Origin of the sequence: Coleofasciculus sp. C1-SOL-03 (assembly GCF_040220555.1) — a bacterium.
In the GTDB taxonomy this organism is placed as follows: Bacteria; Cyanobacteriota; Cyanobacteriia; order Cyanobacteriales; family Coleofasciculaceae; genus Coleofasciculus.
On record NZ_JAVJUO010000083.1, the window covers coordinates 1 to 15,107 of the forward strand.

Sequence of the window (15,107 nt, forward strand, 5' to 3'; positions counted from 1 at the left end):
CGCATAAACAATAGAGTTTTTTGTTACTCCCTTTTTAAAGTTCAACACCTCGACTCCGCTCGGTGTTGACACCCTACACCCTACACCCTACACCCTACACCCTACACCCTACACCCTACACCCTACACCCTACACCCTACACCCTACACCCAGTAGTACCCTCAAGTTCCTTGTCACCCCCTCAGTCAATTGGGTCTAATCGCCGGATAGGGAAATAATTCTCGAAATCCCCGTCGTCGTTGTTGAGGGGACTCCGGTGTCAAATAACTCCACAGGGTTTCCCAATAAAAAAAGGATACACCATCAAAGGCGCGATCGCGAACCGCTTCAACTTGTGCTTGAATTTGGTCAAAGGGAATCGGATCACCTAAGGTTCCTGTTAAAATGCCAATACTTACCGGAATTGTCCGCCGCGCCATGCGTACTGCGGGTTGATTAAGTTCCGCCGTAAAACGACTTAAGTCATCCCGATAAACCTGTAATACCAATTCATCTACCCAACCCCGTTGTACCCAGGTTTGCCAGTCTTGCAGATAATGTTTATAGGCAAAGGCTTGGGGATTGGGTGACAGGGATATGATACAATCCGGTTTAATCGATTTAACCGTCTGGACAATCTCTCCCATAAACTGACTAATTTTATTCGCCCGCCAGCGCATCCATTCCCCATTTAATGGTGAATTTGGCGGAGGATTTCCAGAATGTTCTTGCTGATAACGCTCTATTGTATAAGGATCATACCCCAATTCTACGGGCATCCCAAAGTGATCATCCAACTGAATCCCATCCACATCATACTGACTCACCACTTCCTTAATTAAATCGAGAATCAGCCGTTGGACTTCTGGATGCAATGGATTCAGCCATAAGAGTTGGGGATTCTCCGGATCAGATTTTTGAGTTAAACTCTGAGTTATCCAGCTAGGATGACGCCGCGCTAATTGAGAATGAATCGTTGTCATAAATCCATACTCAAACCAAGGAATTACCCGTAACCCTTGGCGATGTCCCTGCTGTACAATTTCTTCTAAAACATCTCCATTGAGGCGCATAATCCTCAGCAGGGGTTCTTGTGTCGCCACCCTACTCGGATAAAAGGTATGCCCTCGATTCCAAACCACCGGATACACCGTGTTAAAGTTCAGTTGAGACAATTGAGTCAACGCCCGATTAATTCCCCACGGTGAAAACAATACACTACTTGCCACATTTGTCAACCAAACCCCTCGGATTTCCGTGATTTTTGTCGGCGTTTGAGAACGGGCTAAGGATGGGGAAAATACAATCGATTTAGCAATCAGTAGGACAATACTAAATACCAGCCCTAATGTGAGAAAAACCCTGAATCTACGTTGACGTTTGTCACTCGTCATTCTCTATAGCAATCCTATTTGAGTCGTGTCCAAAAATTTGATAATTTTCGGGAATGGGGAATAGGCAATGGGCAATGGGAAAGAGTTTCAACACTTTTTTCTATTTTTTGATTTTTCACAACCTATTTAGGATTGCTATATGTCATTTGTCTTATGTCAAGGGATTAACATTATATCCGGAAACCGTAGGGGCGCACTGACGTGCATTGGTGTCAACTTAAGGTGAAAGCTCGGTTGAGCAAGGGTGTCGGGTGTCGGGTGTCGGGTGTCGGGTGTCGGGATGGAATTGTCTGTTGTCGGCTAAAAAACCTCACACCTACCACCATTCACCTCACCTATTCATCCACAATGTTTTTTTCAAACAGGCTCCGTTTAATACATAGTGAGCCAAAATTGCTCGCTTTCCCCCACACCCGGTCACCCCATACCCCACACCCAGTATCCTATCGTGGGTAATGTGGCTTAAGTTGACACATAAGACTGACGTGCGCCCGATTTCACACCGATGTACGCCCGATTCTAGGATATCAATTTCCGGTCAAACAGCCGCTGAGTAAGCAAATTGGTTGTTGGCTTGAAATCCCACGCCCTGATTGTTGGCTTGAAATCCTACGCCCTGGTTGGTGGCTTGAAATCCCCCCCCATTACTAACGTGCATATCATTAATATCTAAACCATAGAGCTTTGCACCTTCCAAATTGGCATCTAGCAACTCAGCTTTTCTGAGAATTGCCCAGGTTAGATTCGCATTCTCCAGATTCGCTTGAGTCAAATTAGCGCCGCTTAAATCTGCCCCTTGCAGATTCGCCCAATCCAGTTTAGCCGCTTCTAAATTAGCGGCAATCAAACTTGCCCCTTCTAAATTCGCCCGACTTAATCTCGCGCCTTGGAAATTAACCCCTTCTAAATCAGCACCCGCTAAATCTAAATCTTTTAACCAGGCGTAGCTGAGATTAACAAAACTTAGGGCTGACCCATAAACTCTCGCACCAATCAGCCTTGCTTCCGATAAATTCGCCCATTTGAAATTCACGCCAGTTAAATTGGCATCCCGCAAATTCACCCGTTCTAACTGCGCTCCGCAAAGATTTGCCCCCCATAAGTTAGCCCGTCGGAGGTTTGTACCATTCAATATTGCCCCACTGAGTTTAGCCCCTGTGAGCTTAGATTTCACCATAAAGGCACCGTTGATATTGGCTTTAGTCAAATCAGCGTCAACCAGTTTGGCATCGCTCATCTTAACGTAATTAAGATTCGTCCAATTCATCTGAGCGCCACTCAAATCAGATTTGAGTAAAAATGCCCTGGTCAAATCTGCTCCTCTGAGATTCGCCCCCGTTAGGTTAACTCCGATTAACATAACTCCCCGAAGATTCGCCCCACTGAGGTCAATCCCGGTGAATTCTCGATTTCCTTGTTCGTACAGTTTGAGAAGTTGTCTAACATTCATAGCTACAACGTCCACTAAGTATTTATGATTTGGGCAAAGTTGAATGGATTGATAATTTTCATGGGATTCTCTTTCTACTTTAATCCTGATAGTTAAGGAATAAACATTCTTTGAAAAAATTTACGTTTATACCCAACGTCCTTAAACTGTAGTATAATCCATTGAGCCTATTCCTAGAAACTGGGTTTCTCGTCAGGATGACAACGCAATATCAATCTTTCACCCAAAGAAACCCGGTTTCTTGACCGATGTCCTAGGACGTCGCCAAAATTTAAAATCCTTAACGTTGCCAAAATGTTCCTGCCTGACTTTACTAATAAAGATTATACTGCTATACGATTGCCATTTCGCCCAAATCGCCGCCTTCTTTATCAAGCTTAAAGAAATTGTTAATTAATATTAATTTCAATCCTGTCTGCCTAATAATTCAGATTACACTGCCATACTTGTCATACACCCTATACCAATTAAATTTGCAATTAATGGGCTGATATAGTGATGATTATAAAAAACTAAATAATTGTATGACAAATGACAACTGATTTTTACGCCAAGGGTTGAATTTGACCCGCTTGAACGGAAAGAATTTGGGAGGAGTTCAACCACTGGGAATCAAATGCGCCTAAGTGAGTCGTGGTGATCAGGGTTTGAAATCGGTCTTGAATCGCATCTAAAAGCTGATTTTGGCGGTTAGGATCAAGTTCTGCCAACACATCATCCAGTAATAACAAAGGCGGTTCACCCACAACCTCTTCAATCAGCTTTAATTCTGCCAATTTGAGTGCCAAAACCAACGTCCGTTGCTGTCCTTGAGACCCATAGGAACGGGCTGGCGTTTGATTAATTGTAAATTCCACATCATCTCGATGTGGACCAACCAGAGTTATCCCCTGACGCTGTTCGGGAAAACGACGATGGTGGAGTTTATCTAAAAATGCCTGCTGAACACCTTCTGGGTCATCCTTCTCCAGGTTGACATTTGGCGCGTAGGTCACTTCCAGTACCTCTGTCTTACCACTAATACTGCTATGCCAAGATTGAGCAAGGGGTGCTAATCGTTGTAGAACTCTAGCACGACGCCGAGTCACCCGTGAACCCGCCGTCGCCAGTTGTGCATCCCAAAGGGCAAGTTCTGCCTGGGGCTGCTTTAATATTACCCCATCTTGTGTCCCCTCTTCCTCCTGCTTCCGGATGGTTTTCAGTAAGGCATTCCGCTGGCGTAGTATTTGATTATATTGCTGCAAAATATAAGCATAGACAGGTTCAAGTTGGGTGAGAATCGAATCCAGCCAACTCCGGCGTCGTTCCGGACTGCCACGAACTAAATCCATATCCAGACTGGAAAACTGTACCGCATTCAAAATCCCTAAAAAATCAAGCTGGCGACGTAAGGATTCACGATTTAAAGCAACAGTGCGGCGTCCCTGACTGCGAAGGGTTAATCCCAGTTCAACAGAACCATAAGCCCGTTCCAATAGTGCCTGAATCTGACCCATCGAGGCATCCTCCAACACCATTTCGCGATCGCGTCCTGACCGATGACTCTTCAGCGTCGAGAGTAATTCTACCGCTTCTAGCAGATTCGACTTTCCCTGAGCATTATTTCCCACCAAAATCGTTTTCGGTGCCTCAAAATTAACCAAGCAATCCCGATAATTCCGAAACTGGCGCAACTTTAAGCATTTTAAGTACATTGGTTATTCGTCATTGGTCATTCGTCCTTTGTCCTTTGTCAGAAAATCACCGATTTTTGTACCAACGAATAACGATCTTCTCCAACTCAACCCAAATAAACAATGACGTACTAAACCCTAAACAGATAAGTAATTCAGTCAGCGTGAGCGGTTCTGTACCAAAGAAATTTTGCAAAAACGGCACATAAACCAATGCCAATTGCAAAATCGTCGTCACCGTTACTGCCCAAATTAAATAGGGATTCGAGAACGGATTCACCTCAATCGTTAAACGGGTATTGGAACGAACCGCGATCGCATGTCCCATCTGCGCCACACATAACGTGGTAAAGACCATCGTTTTCCAGTGGAGTGGGAAATAGTCAAACGCCAGCCCCATTAAAATAATCGTGACAATAGCGAAAATAATCCCAATCCGCACCATATAGGCACCCAGCCCCCGGGCAAAAATACTCTCACGGGGACTAAAGGGAGGACGCTTCATCACATCCGGTTCAGCGGGTTCTACTGCTAACGCTAGGGCGGGTAAACCGTCAGTGACTAAGTTCATCCAGAGGATTTGTAACGGTGACAGGGGAACATCGGGGAGTCCCATAATCGGTGCAGCGGCAATGGTTAACACCTCACCAATATTACTGCCTAAGATATAACGAATAAAGCGACGAATATTATCATAAACCGTGCGACCTTCTTCCGTGGCGGCAACAATCGTGGCAAAGTTATCATCCAGCAGTACCATATCACTGGCTTCTTTACTCACATCGGTTCCAGTAATCCCCATGGCAATGCCGATATCCGCTTGCTTCAGGGCGGGAGCATCATTCACCCCATCCCCCGTCATCGCCACGAATTCACCTTGACGCTGAAGTCCCTGGACAATCCGCAACTTATGTTCCGGAGACACGCGAGCATAAACACTCACCGCTTCCACCTGGTTGTCCAGATCCGATTGTCCCAGCTTTTGTAACTCTTGACCCGTGAGAACCCGATCATGTTGATCGGCAATACCCAACGCATGAGCGATCGCTCTCGCCGTTAACTGATGATCTCCAGTAATCATCACTGGGCGGATACCCGCATTCCGACAGCGTTGCACGGCATCCAGGACTTCTGGACGAGGGGCATCTAACATCCCCACCAGTCCCAACCAAACTAATTCTTGCTCTGTCGCTTCACTAGCCTCTACCCCGTCATCAGGTACAGCATCCAGAGGCTTATAGGCAAACCCCAAGACTCGCAATCCTGCCCCAGCCATTTGATTATTGTGCCGCAGAATATCCGTCCGTTGCTCATCAGTCAACACCTCGGTGCGATCGCCCGCCTGCAAAGAATGGCAACGCTCCAAGACTAACTCAGGGGAACCCTTGGTAAACATCAGGTAGGTTCCTTGTCCATCATTCGTTGCCACTGATCCATTTGACCCTTGACAGATTACACTCATGCGTTTCCGTTCCGAGGAAAAGGGAATTTCACCCACCCTGGGAAACTGACGCCGCAACGGTTCTTTATCCACACCGCCCTTCCCGGCTAAGGTAATTAATGCCCCTTCAGTGGGATCGCCTAAAATTGACCAATCCTCCTGTTCATACTGCAAGAGGGCATCATTACAAAGGGCGCATCCTTGAAGTAAGACCTGTAATTCCGGATACTCTTGGGCAGAAACCGCTGTCTCGGCGATGAGAAACTCCCCGTTAGGCGCATAGCCTTCTCCCGTGACTTGGAATATGTGCTGGGGCGTGATCACCCATTGCACAACCATCTTATTTTGAGTCAGGGTACCGGTTTTATCGGAACAGATTGTCGTCACACTGCCTAAGGTTTCCACGGCGGGAAGTTTACGGATCAGCGCATGGCGACGTACCATGCGTTGAGTCCCCAATGCCAAGGTGACAGTAATCACCGCCGGTAAGCCTTCTGGCACCACCGCTACCGCCATACTTAGGGACACTTTCACTAATTTTTGGAAAACGCCTAAATCTCCGCCACTTTGAATTAAGCCACCAACAACAACCAGCACCACCAAAATTAGGGAACCACTGACCAAGACATTCCCTAATTGGGTCATCCGCTGTTGCAAGGGTGTTGGTTCACTTTCCACCCCTTGCAACATTTCCGCAATCCGTCCCAGTTCCGTCTTCATCCCTGTGGCTGCAACCAGGACAGTACCGCGACCTTGAACGACTTCAGTTCCCTGAAAGACTAAATTAATGCGATCGCCTAAGGGAGTATCCTCGGCTAAGGTAACGGCGGCTTGCTTATTCACCGCATGAGCTTCTCCCGTTAAAGCCGATTCCCGTATCTGTAAGTTTGATTCCTCAATTAACCGTCCATCAGCCGCAATTTGCACCCCCGCTTCCAGGAGCATAATGTCTCCAGGGACAAGCTGTTTACTATCCACCTCCATCGGTCTACCCTCGCGGAGGACACGGACTTTGGGAGAGGCAAGATTTTTTAGGGCGGCGAGGGCTTTTTCTGCCCGACTTTCTTGCAGATAGCCCAAGACGCCATTAAGAATAACGATTAATAGAATCGCGATCGTATCCTTAAACGGAACCTGACCCGCCTCTAACCCGCCTTGTCGCCAATCGATCAAGTCAATGACTCCAGAGATAATCGCCACCACAATCAGCATAATCAGCATGATATTGGTGAACTGATCCAAAAGAATCACCCAAGAACTGCGACCCGCAGTTTCTTCGAGTTCGTTTAATCCGTAATATTGCGATCGCTCGCTGACTTGTTCAGAGTTCAAACCCGTCTGGGAATTGCTATCCAGTTGGACAAGGGACTCGTCTATGGATTGGGTATGCCATGCATTTAACGGATCAGGTAACGAATGGGAACGATGAGATGAAGTCACGGGGCAGGTTTGCATAAACATGATACCCAATCAATCATAGTCTTTTCAGACAACAACTGTAATTGTCGTCAGGGAACAGGGAACAGGGAACAGGCAATGGGCAATGGGCAATGGGCAATGGGCAATGGGCAATGGGCAACACCTCGGCTTCGCTCGGTGTGTCATAGGCAATAAATAGGTAAGGTAGAGTTTTGAGTTAACTTTCTCATCTCCCTCATCTTCCCCATCTTCCTCATCTTCCCCATCTTCCCCATCTTCCCCTGCTCCCCTATTCCCTTAAAACTGGTAGCGAACCGAAAAATGGAACCCCTGATCTTGAGCATTTTCACCTTGATCCTCCAGTTCGACTAAAGGCAAACCATAGTCAAGGCGCAAATCTAATCCAGGTAGCGGTTGCCAAAGTATCCCCATACCCAGACTGGCTAAAAACTGTTCTTGAGGCAGAATGTTCTGATTATCGGGATTATTCCACACCCAACCCGCATTTAAAAATGGCGCAATTTGGAACGTTGACGCACCTGATGCATTTTCCTCTAAGGTGATCCGGTCTTCTAAGAATAATCGCACGCCATTATCACCAATTCGAGCATTCTGTCGATAGCCGCGCACGGATTGAGCGCCACCAATGACAAATTGCTGCGACGGTAACAGAGTATTGGGAGACAGTTGAATGTCAGCCCCCATAATTAAAAAATGACCCTCACTGAAAATTTGAACTCGTTGGATCTGACCCAGCCAGCTTAAAAAACGTCCATCCGGATCAGGATCGGGATTAACCGTCGCATCCAACCACCCTGTACCCAGACTAAAGAGCGATCGCACTGACCACGCTCCCCCAGAATCACGACGTAGGTAGTCTTGTCCAAATTGAATCACACTGGTGCGCGTTATCCCGTCAATATCAGCCCCAGGACTTAAGAAGGGGACGTCATTTATAAATGTCTGACTTTCCCTAAAGCTAAAACCTAGGGATAGGGCGAATCTTTCACGGGAGGTGCGAATTAAAGGTTGACGAAAACTAATCTCATACTGTTCAGATTCTCCTTCAATCCGAATACCTAAGCTAGGAAAAGGTTCGGCTGTGATTTGATTGCGATCAACGCTGGCTTGTAGTTGCAGGGTGCCATTTTTAGCATTCAGGGGAAGGCGATAGCCCATGTTGATCACCTTTGAGCCACCTGTGGTGGAATAGAAGTAACTCGCGGTTAGTTCATCCCCATACCCGGTTAGATTACGATAGCGCCCATCTACGCCCAATCGTTCTGAACCTACGCTGGGCGGTGAATAGTTATCGATGGTGAAATTACCTTCAAAGGGATTGGCTTCAACAACACGAATAATTAAATTGCTTTTTCCCGGTTGAGTACCAGCACGAAGACTGGCGTCTACGGACTCAAATAAGGGATTCGTCCGCAGTAGCCGCAATTTATCTTCCAAGCGAGCAGTATTTAGGGGTGTGCTGACACCTAGCTGAATCCGATTTTGGATATAACTGGGTTTAAGGCGGCGAATCCCTTCAATTTTAATCTCCTCCAGACTCCCTTCTAGGACAAAAATCTCTACGACACCATCAGTAATCACCTGGTCTACTAGAATGGCTCTTGAGGTGATGTAACCACGATTTAAATAGAGTTGAGTGATAGCATCGGCAGCCTGTTGGAGTTGTTGTAGGGTAACGGCTTCTCCTTCCAAGGGTTGGACAATGGGAGCGAAGTCCTCGGGTTCAAAGATAGTGCTACCTGTGACATTGATTTTCTCGATTTGAATCATCTCCACATTGGGACTGGTGGGACGAGAGGGAGTGGGTTCCGGTTGGGTCAACGGTGGGGACTCATCGGGACGTAAGGGTTCAGGACTAGGTGTGGGTTGAGGAAAACGATCGTCTGGACTGGGTTGGAGGATTTCGGGGTTGGGAATCGTGGGCGGGGTTTGTGCGATCGGAACCTCATCCAGGTAAGCGTGATCTTGGGTTAGTTCGTGTTCCTCTAAAGAGAGATCATTGCCATCTACTATGCCACTTGACTCTTTTCCTGGCAGCCATTTACCCTCTGTTCTAGAGTCATCTTCTGCCTTCTGCCCTCTGCCCTCTGCCTTGTGAAAACCTTCTGCCTTCTGAAATGGCTGGTGAGAGAATTCAATCAGATTAGTAGGTGGATGGACAGGATTCTGGCTTACTTGTGACACAGACATTGGAGTTGTACCCAGCGCCGTTGGTGCATTTAAACCCATAATCCCCACCCAAACAGGTGTTAGTTGTCCCAGAATCTGCCCCTTTAAAAAAATCTTCACTAAAAGCTTACTCCCCGACTCTTTCATCGTTGAGTGCCTCCAGCGACTAATTGTTCTGGAAGAACTGCCCCGAAGCTCATACTGTAGAGTCCAGCCCATGAATATCGCGTCTGATTCCTTACTCTACTCTTCGAGGGGGATTTAGCCCAAGCAGAAGCCGCTTGCGCGTCTATGTCATGTGTACGCACAGTTGTTTACCAATGATCAAAGTGCAGACACGCCCTGGTGCGTCTGTACTGATGGTGGTATTTTGACATCCCTTCAGGAGCAAGGAATTTTCCCCATACCCGACACCCTATACCCCACCCCCTACACCCAGTCTCCCTTTTAGCTTTCTTGCCACTCCTTCAGGGTTCTACCTCTGACCAAAGACGTTCTAAGCGCCGTTGCCATTGTGCCAAGACTTCTTCGGTTTGTTCTCTGGATTCCATCTCACCCATCAAACCTTCCTGATAAAAGCGATCTAGGGTTTGCAGGGTTGTCTCCAAGGATTGCCCTTGCTGCTTTGCCGCTCTAATGATTTGACGAATTTGACGATCTACAAACTGGTCAAAGCTGGACTCTAACCCCTGTTGACATAAGGCAACCAGTCGTATAACTGCATAACCAAAATCATCAGGGTCAAGCGTCTCCCGCTTATGTTGAAAGACGCCCCAAAGCACATTTTGATTCAGGGCATAGCGAGTGTCCTGCGTTTCATCAAAATTGGCTTCTAGGAGTTGTTCCAGAAAGGGTTGAGCCTCTTGAGCCGATGCAATGGGAACCAAAATTCTTAACCAAGACTGGTCTGAGGACAGCAGGATTAACACTCTCAGTTGAGGTGTTTCCACCTGCCACGTCCCTGATTCTACCTGTTGAACCGCCTGGGAATTAAAAAGTTCTGTCAGCTTGACAGTAATTTCTTCGGGTTTCATCTTGTTTTTTCCAGAGAATTTCGTAAAAAAATCCCCCGACAGTCGTCAGGGGACACTTCTAGAAGTATGAAAGATTCGGGATGAAGTGTGAAGTGGCAAGATTAACGATAGTTCGTGGTTATCCTTTGTGCTTCACACTGTAATTGTTAGAGCCATTCGGGAACCATTTCTTCTTTAGTGTTGGTATGGCGGGAGGGCGTCTCGCGGGTAAATTTCATCTGAATCGAGCGAGTTTGTTCGCCATCGGCTGCCACTGCCATGATGGGATAGTCGATCAAACCATCTTGGAAGGACATCTGGAAGCGGAAGGTTCCGTCTGGGTTCAGTTTAATTGGACGCCCGCCAATGGTTACGGTGGCATCGGGTTCGGTTGCGCCGTAAACAATCAATTCAGCATCGGCAACCAACCAGAACTGACGAGGACGAATGGGTGGCATAGACGCCGACATCCCCATCCCGACTCCGGACATGCCAACACCGGACATGGTTAAGCCAGACATGGTGGGTACAGCCCACATCCCCACCCCAGAGGGGAAGATGTAGGAACTGACGGATTGAGACGGAGCCATCGATCCAGGAACATGCTGCATTGAACCGTACATAGAACCCGCGACGCGCTGGGCTTCGGCGGATTTCGCCATGCCAAAGATTTCGTCGTAGATGGGGTTGTCGGTATGGGCGGTATCTGCGGTAACAGGTTGGCGCTTGCTGGGAGGAACCAACTCGTATACGGTTTTGCCTTGGAGTTCTTCATCCCAGTTAACGGTGATGAATTGGTCTTCAATCCAGTCACTGGGATAAACCGGGGGAACATGGACGGGTGTAGAACGGGCGAGGACTAACCAGCGACCATCAGCACAACGATAGCCAATGTCCACAGTGTAATCGCGATCGCTAACGGGTAGCGGTAAGTACCATTCTCGTGCTAGTTCGTCACAGGGATATTCCTGAATGCTATGGGCGCTTTGGTATTCCAGGTTAATATCGGTGACATCATAAATCCGCAGTGCTAATTGTTGTCCTCCCTGACGCCGCAGATCTTCCTTGTGTTCGTTGGGAATATCCCAGTAGGTATACGCCCATTGGGGATCGCGAGGCATGAGGACAATCCGACTTTCACCATACCCGGCGGGTAAATCGGGTAATCCTTCGTCTACAGATGCTAGATCACCGCCGGTGCGATCGTCTTGACCGAGTTCAAATTTAGATGCTTCCACTTCTGGTTGTGCCTCCACTGTGCTGGTTGGACTAAGCGAGATTTTGGTGTGTTGGATTTTTTGAATTTCTGCCAGTAACTGCGCCTTACGCATCCGGCTATACCGTGAGATGCCGTACTCACTCGCAACTCGACGCAGTTGCCGTAAGGTCATCTCTTCTAAAGGTGGGCGTTCTTTTGCCATGAATATGCTCTCCAATGGTTAGGAAGGTAGGTTGTATCTTTCCTTATGGATCAAAAAATGGGGATCATGGTTTAACAACATCGCATTTGATAAAGGTTGATGATTCCTACCGCCTTGGAGTCAGTCTCGGTGAGGCATTGCATTCGCCTTTGGTTTGGGCAGGTACAAACTCACGCACGACTTACTCTTTAGGCTGATGTTGGGATTACTCCCGATAACACTTAGATTTTTCCTCTAAGGGATCACAGAAATACTCAAATCAGTATTTCTTTGGGATCGCTGTATTTATCTATGTAGCAGAAAAGCCTTAGGTACGGTCAAGGGGATCAAGACACCAATTTTCAAGAATTGACGAATTTACAAGCTTGTCGGGGATCATAATGTCATAACTTCATGACATTTACGGGAAAAGGGGGATCGCTTCGGGGAGCAGTGTAGAGACGTAGCATGCTACGTCTGGGAGCTGGGGAAGATGAGAGAGATAGGGGAGTCATGTTCCAAGCGTGATTACAGAAGCATCTGTCTGTAGGGGCGGGTTTAGGGACTAATATTGATTGTTATCCCTAGCTTGGCAGCAAAACCCGCCCCGACCAAATGACGAAGGACAAATGACAAATGACAAATAACCTAGAAATTAAAAAACCCCTCATCCGAAGAGAAATCCTGCTGTTCCAGCCAATCTTGACCCAACTGAATGGTGACATCGGACGCCAGAGAACCTGTACTCTCAACCCGCACCTCACCAAATCCCAAATCAGCCCGGATAGCCGCAGCGCTGGCTTCGTCTCCTTGTTGGGCAATGATGCGGGTGACGCGCAAGGGTTCTGCCCAAGGTTCACTGACATAACTGTTCCGATAACCCGCTTCTGTTAGGGTGCTGATTAGGGATTGAACCGCTTCTGGATTATCGGTACTATCTTGAATCGCCACCCGTAAATAAGCTGGATCAATATCAGAGAATTCGCTGTAGCCTTGATCGAAATGTTGAGCCACCATTTGCCGAATCTGGCGGTGATTGGGTAGCCAATAACTGACTTCACTTTCGCCCGTGCCGTTAAACCGCCCCGGAACCATTAACATTTGTACATCAGACCGTTTGCTATCGACAGCAAATCCGATTAGAGCTACCAATTCTTCAACGCTTAAGTTGGTATCAATGTGAGACTGAATCACCGATAGAATTTTAGGCAATCTGGCTAAGGTTTTGGGATTGAGTGCTTGCTCTATCAATGCTCGCATCAGGATTTGCTGACGCTGTACTCGACCAACATCACCATATTTGTCATAGCGAAAGCGCAAAAATTGCATTGCCTGGTCGCCATTCAGATGCTGTTTGCCTTGCTTGAGGTTGATATAGAGATGTTGAGAATCATCTTGATACTTCATATCCTTGGGAACATACACGGTGACACCACCCAAGGCATCCACAAGCTTTTCCACACCTTGTACATTCACTCGCACATAACGGTCAATCCCTACACCATCGAGGAGATCACTGGCTGCCTTTGCCGTTAATGCTGGTCCCCCATGGTAATTCGCGGCGTTGATTTTAATCAAACCATACCCTTCAACGTAGGTTTTGGTATCGCGGGGAATAGAAAGAACATTTAATTTTTGATTGTTGGGGTCAAACCGAACCAACAGCATGGTGTCGGAATGCCCATCAAAGGAATTGACCAGTGCATGATAGCCTAAGTCCTCCTCTGTGGGTTCATCCAAGTCAGAGGTGAGAACCTTAGTCCCCAAAATTAATATATTGACAGGTCGGGTTAATTCGGGCAGTCGCATACTATTGCGGGTCATACTACCCTTTTCGCTAAAGACGGCTGCCTCATCATCACTCAGTTGGCTTTGCAGTAAAGGCATACTTGACAGCGAAACAGCAAGCATTGCCCCGGCTGTCGCGGATAACATGGCGACGCCAGTAAAGCCCAACCACAGCCAAAGCCAATGTCCGCGTTTAGCTTTAGCCGATTTCTTTTTCGGCGGTTGACTCCTCTTTTTCTGTCCTGGGCGGGGTTTTTCGTAGGTTTTTCGAGCTGGCACTTGGTTTCCTCACACACACATAAGCGATCAGGATGGGTTTGGGCAGATGATACACGCCGATGCCCTTATTGCTTACCCTGAGTCTGGTTTAGAGCATTTGACACAAACACTCATATCAGGTTTTCTCACCGTTTGGGGCAAAACCAGGCAAATACGGCAAAAGATGAGAACAGTTGATCAACTTCAGGCAAAAAGCCCGTCACCATTTTCCTATAACCGGACAACCCAAACGCTGAAATCGTTTACTCGGACAGATGCTTTCGCACTTTTCCTTCCGCCACCTGACTAAACCCAGGGAGACGGGGTAACTTCCCTTGCCACAAGCGCACCATGAGCCAAATACTGACTAAAAAATACCCAGAGGTGAGCATGGTATTCATAAATAACAGGCGGAAGCTCCAGAACTCGGTGAGCTGCGCCCCTGACAATAATAAAATGTAGCCTACTAGCCAAGCGAAAGCCAAGGTTATGGACAAGCGACTCGCCGCTTGCTGTTCTCGTGTTCCTTGGCGACGGTAGAGTGTCCACAGTGCCGGAAAAAAGCCGATCACGGGCAGCAGGTAGGCAAATAGCTGTAAACGTTGGAGGTTTTGATTGTCCAATGGGTCAAGTTGATTCATTGGTGCTAAAAAAGGGAATAATATCACAACCGCATACCAGGTGGCACACAAACTTATGGGTATTCAAGTCAATTTCATTGTCAAAGTCTTAATTCTCTCCCTTGGCATTTCCCTGCTGATTAAGTACGCCAGTCCTAGTTTACCCCCTATTCCGGCAACGTCCGGGAATGCCCTGATTGCTGTACTCACACCCGCTATAATTTTGGCGATCGCTCTTTTGTGGCGCTTCTGGCAATTTCATCAGCATCCGGTTGAGTAGTAAGTAGGTAGGGACAGTTAAAGTTAACGGTGGTGATCGTCATTCGTCATTCGTCATTCGTCATTCGTCATTCGTCCTTTGTCCTTTGTAAGGGTTTGAGGGTTGTTTACATAACTTCATAAGTTGAGTTTATTTCCGCTAACCTACTTAGTCAATACTCAGTCAGGGCGGGTTTTGCACAAAGGTTATCATCAATAACCAA

Annotated in this window: 10 protein-coding genes; 1 reads left to right on the forward strand and 9 read right to left on the reverse strand. The window is 47.3% G+C overall.

The annotated features are described in order from the left end of the window. Nucleotides 1–185 precede the first annotated feature (185 nt). The 9 genes from RIE73_RS14565 to RIE73_RS14605 all read right to left on the reverse strand — a co-directional run bounded on the left by RIE73_RS14565 (nt 186) and on the right by RIE73_RS14605 (nt 14,646). Nucleotides 186–1,373, reverse strand: a complete 1,188-nt coding sequence (locus tag RIE73_RS14565) for a glycoside hydrolase family 10 protein (protein ID WP_446401855.1) — start codon at nt 1,371–1,373, stop codon at nt 186–188. 538 nt (nt 1,374–1,911) lie between these two features. Further along, a complete protein-coding gene (locus RIE73_RS14570) occupies nt 1,912–2,823 on the reverse strand; it encodes a pentapeptide repeat-containing protein (RefSeq protein ID WP_446401856.1) in 912 nt (303 codons plus the stop codon). 545 nt (nt 2,824–3,368) lie between these two features. Beyond that, nucleotides 3,369–4,517, reverse strand: a complete 1,149-nt coding sequence (recF, locus tag RIE73_RS14575; RefSeq protein ID WP_446401857.1) for a DNA replication/repair protein RecF — start codon at nt 4,515–4,517, stop codon at nt 3,369–3,371. A gap of 46 nt (nt 4,518–4,563) precedes the next feature. Continuing rightward, entirely contained in the window at nt 4,564–7,392 is a 2,829-nt protein-coding gene (locus RIE73_RS14580; RefSeq protein ID WP_446401858.1) for a cation-translocating P-type ATPase, read from the reverse strand. Nucleotides 7,393–7,653: 261 nt separating this feature from the next. Then, a complete protein-coding gene (locus tag RIE73_RS14585; protein ID WP_446401872.1) occupies nt 7,654–9,606 on the reverse strand; it encodes a ShlB/FhaC/HecB family hemolysin secretion/activation protein in 1,953 nt (650 codons plus the stop codon). A gap of 407 nt (nt 9,607–10,013) precedes the next feature. Further along, entirely contained in the window at nt 10,014–10,580 is a 567-nt protein-coding gene (locus tag RIE73_RS14590; RefSeq protein ID WP_446401859.1) for a hypothetical protein, read from the reverse strand. A gap of 146 nt (nt 10,581–10,726) precedes the next feature. Then, nucleotides 10,727–11,980, reverse strand: a complete 1,254-nt coding sequence (locus tag RIE73_RS14595; RefSeq protein ID WP_446401860.1) for a DUF4912 domain-containing protein — start codon at nt 11,978–11,980, stop codon at nt 10,727–10,729. Between the two features lie 627 nt (nt 11,981–12,607). After that, nucleotides 12,608–14,026: an LCP family protein gene (locus RIE73_RS14600; RefSeq protein ID WP_446401861.1), complete on the reverse strand. Its 1,419-nt coding sequence runs from the start codon at nt 14,024–14,026 to the stop codon at nt 12,608–12,610. Between the two features lie 242 nt (nt 14,027–14,268). Next, nucleotides 14,269–14,646, reverse strand: a complete 378-nt coding sequence (locus RIE73_RS14605; protein ID WP_446401862.1) for a hypothetical protein — start codon at nt 14,644–14,646, stop codon at nt 14,269–14,271. Nucleotides 14,647–14,701: 55 nt separating this feature from the next. Here RIE73_RS14605 and RIE73_RS14610 point away from each other — a divergent pair, with 55 nt between their 5' ends. Beyond that, nucleotides 14,702–14,905, forward strand: coding sequence for a hypothetical protein (locus RIE73_RS14610; protein WP_446401863.1), 204 nt, complete (start codon nt 14,702–14,704; stop codon nt 14,903–14,905). The last annotated feature ends 202 nt before the right edge of the window (nt 14,906–15,107 follow it).

Coding starts and splice junctions, on each gene's coding strand:
- RIE73_RS14580 (WP_446401858.1), bottom strand. CDS start 7,392: ATGCAAACCTGCCCCGTGACTTCATCTCATCGTTCCCATTCGTTACCT.
- RIE73_RS14570 (WP_446401856.1), bottom strand. CDS start 2,823: ATGAATGTTAGACAACTTCTCAAACTGTACGAACAAGGAAATCGAGAA.
- RIE73_RS14605 (WP_446401862.1), bottom strand. CDS start 14,646: ATGAATCAACTTGACCCATTGGACAATCAAAACCTCCAACGTTTACAG.
- RIE73_RS14610 (WP_446401863.1), top strand. CDS start 14,702: ATGGGTATTCAAGTCAATTTCATTGTCAAAGTCTTAATTCTCTCCCTT.
- RIE73_RS14590 (WP_446401859.1), bottom strand. CDS start 10,580: ATGAAACCCGAAGAAATTACTGTCAAGCTGACAGAACTTTTTAATTCC.
- RIE73_RS14585 (WP_446401872.1), bottom strand. CDS start 9,606: ATGGGTTTAAATGCACCAACGGCGCTGGGTACAACTCCAATGTCTGTG.
- RIE73_RS14565 (WP_446401855.1), bottom strand. CDS start 1,373: ATGACGAGTGACAAACGTCAACGTAGATTCAGGGTTTTTCTCACATTA.
- RIE73_RS14595 (WP_446401860.1), bottom strand. CDS start 11,980: ATGGCAAAAGAACGCCCACCTTTAGAAGAGATGACCTTACGGCAACTG.
- recF (WP_446401857.1), bottom strand. CDS start 4,517: ATGTACTTAAAATGCTTAAAGTTGCGCCAGTTTCGGAATTATCGGGAT.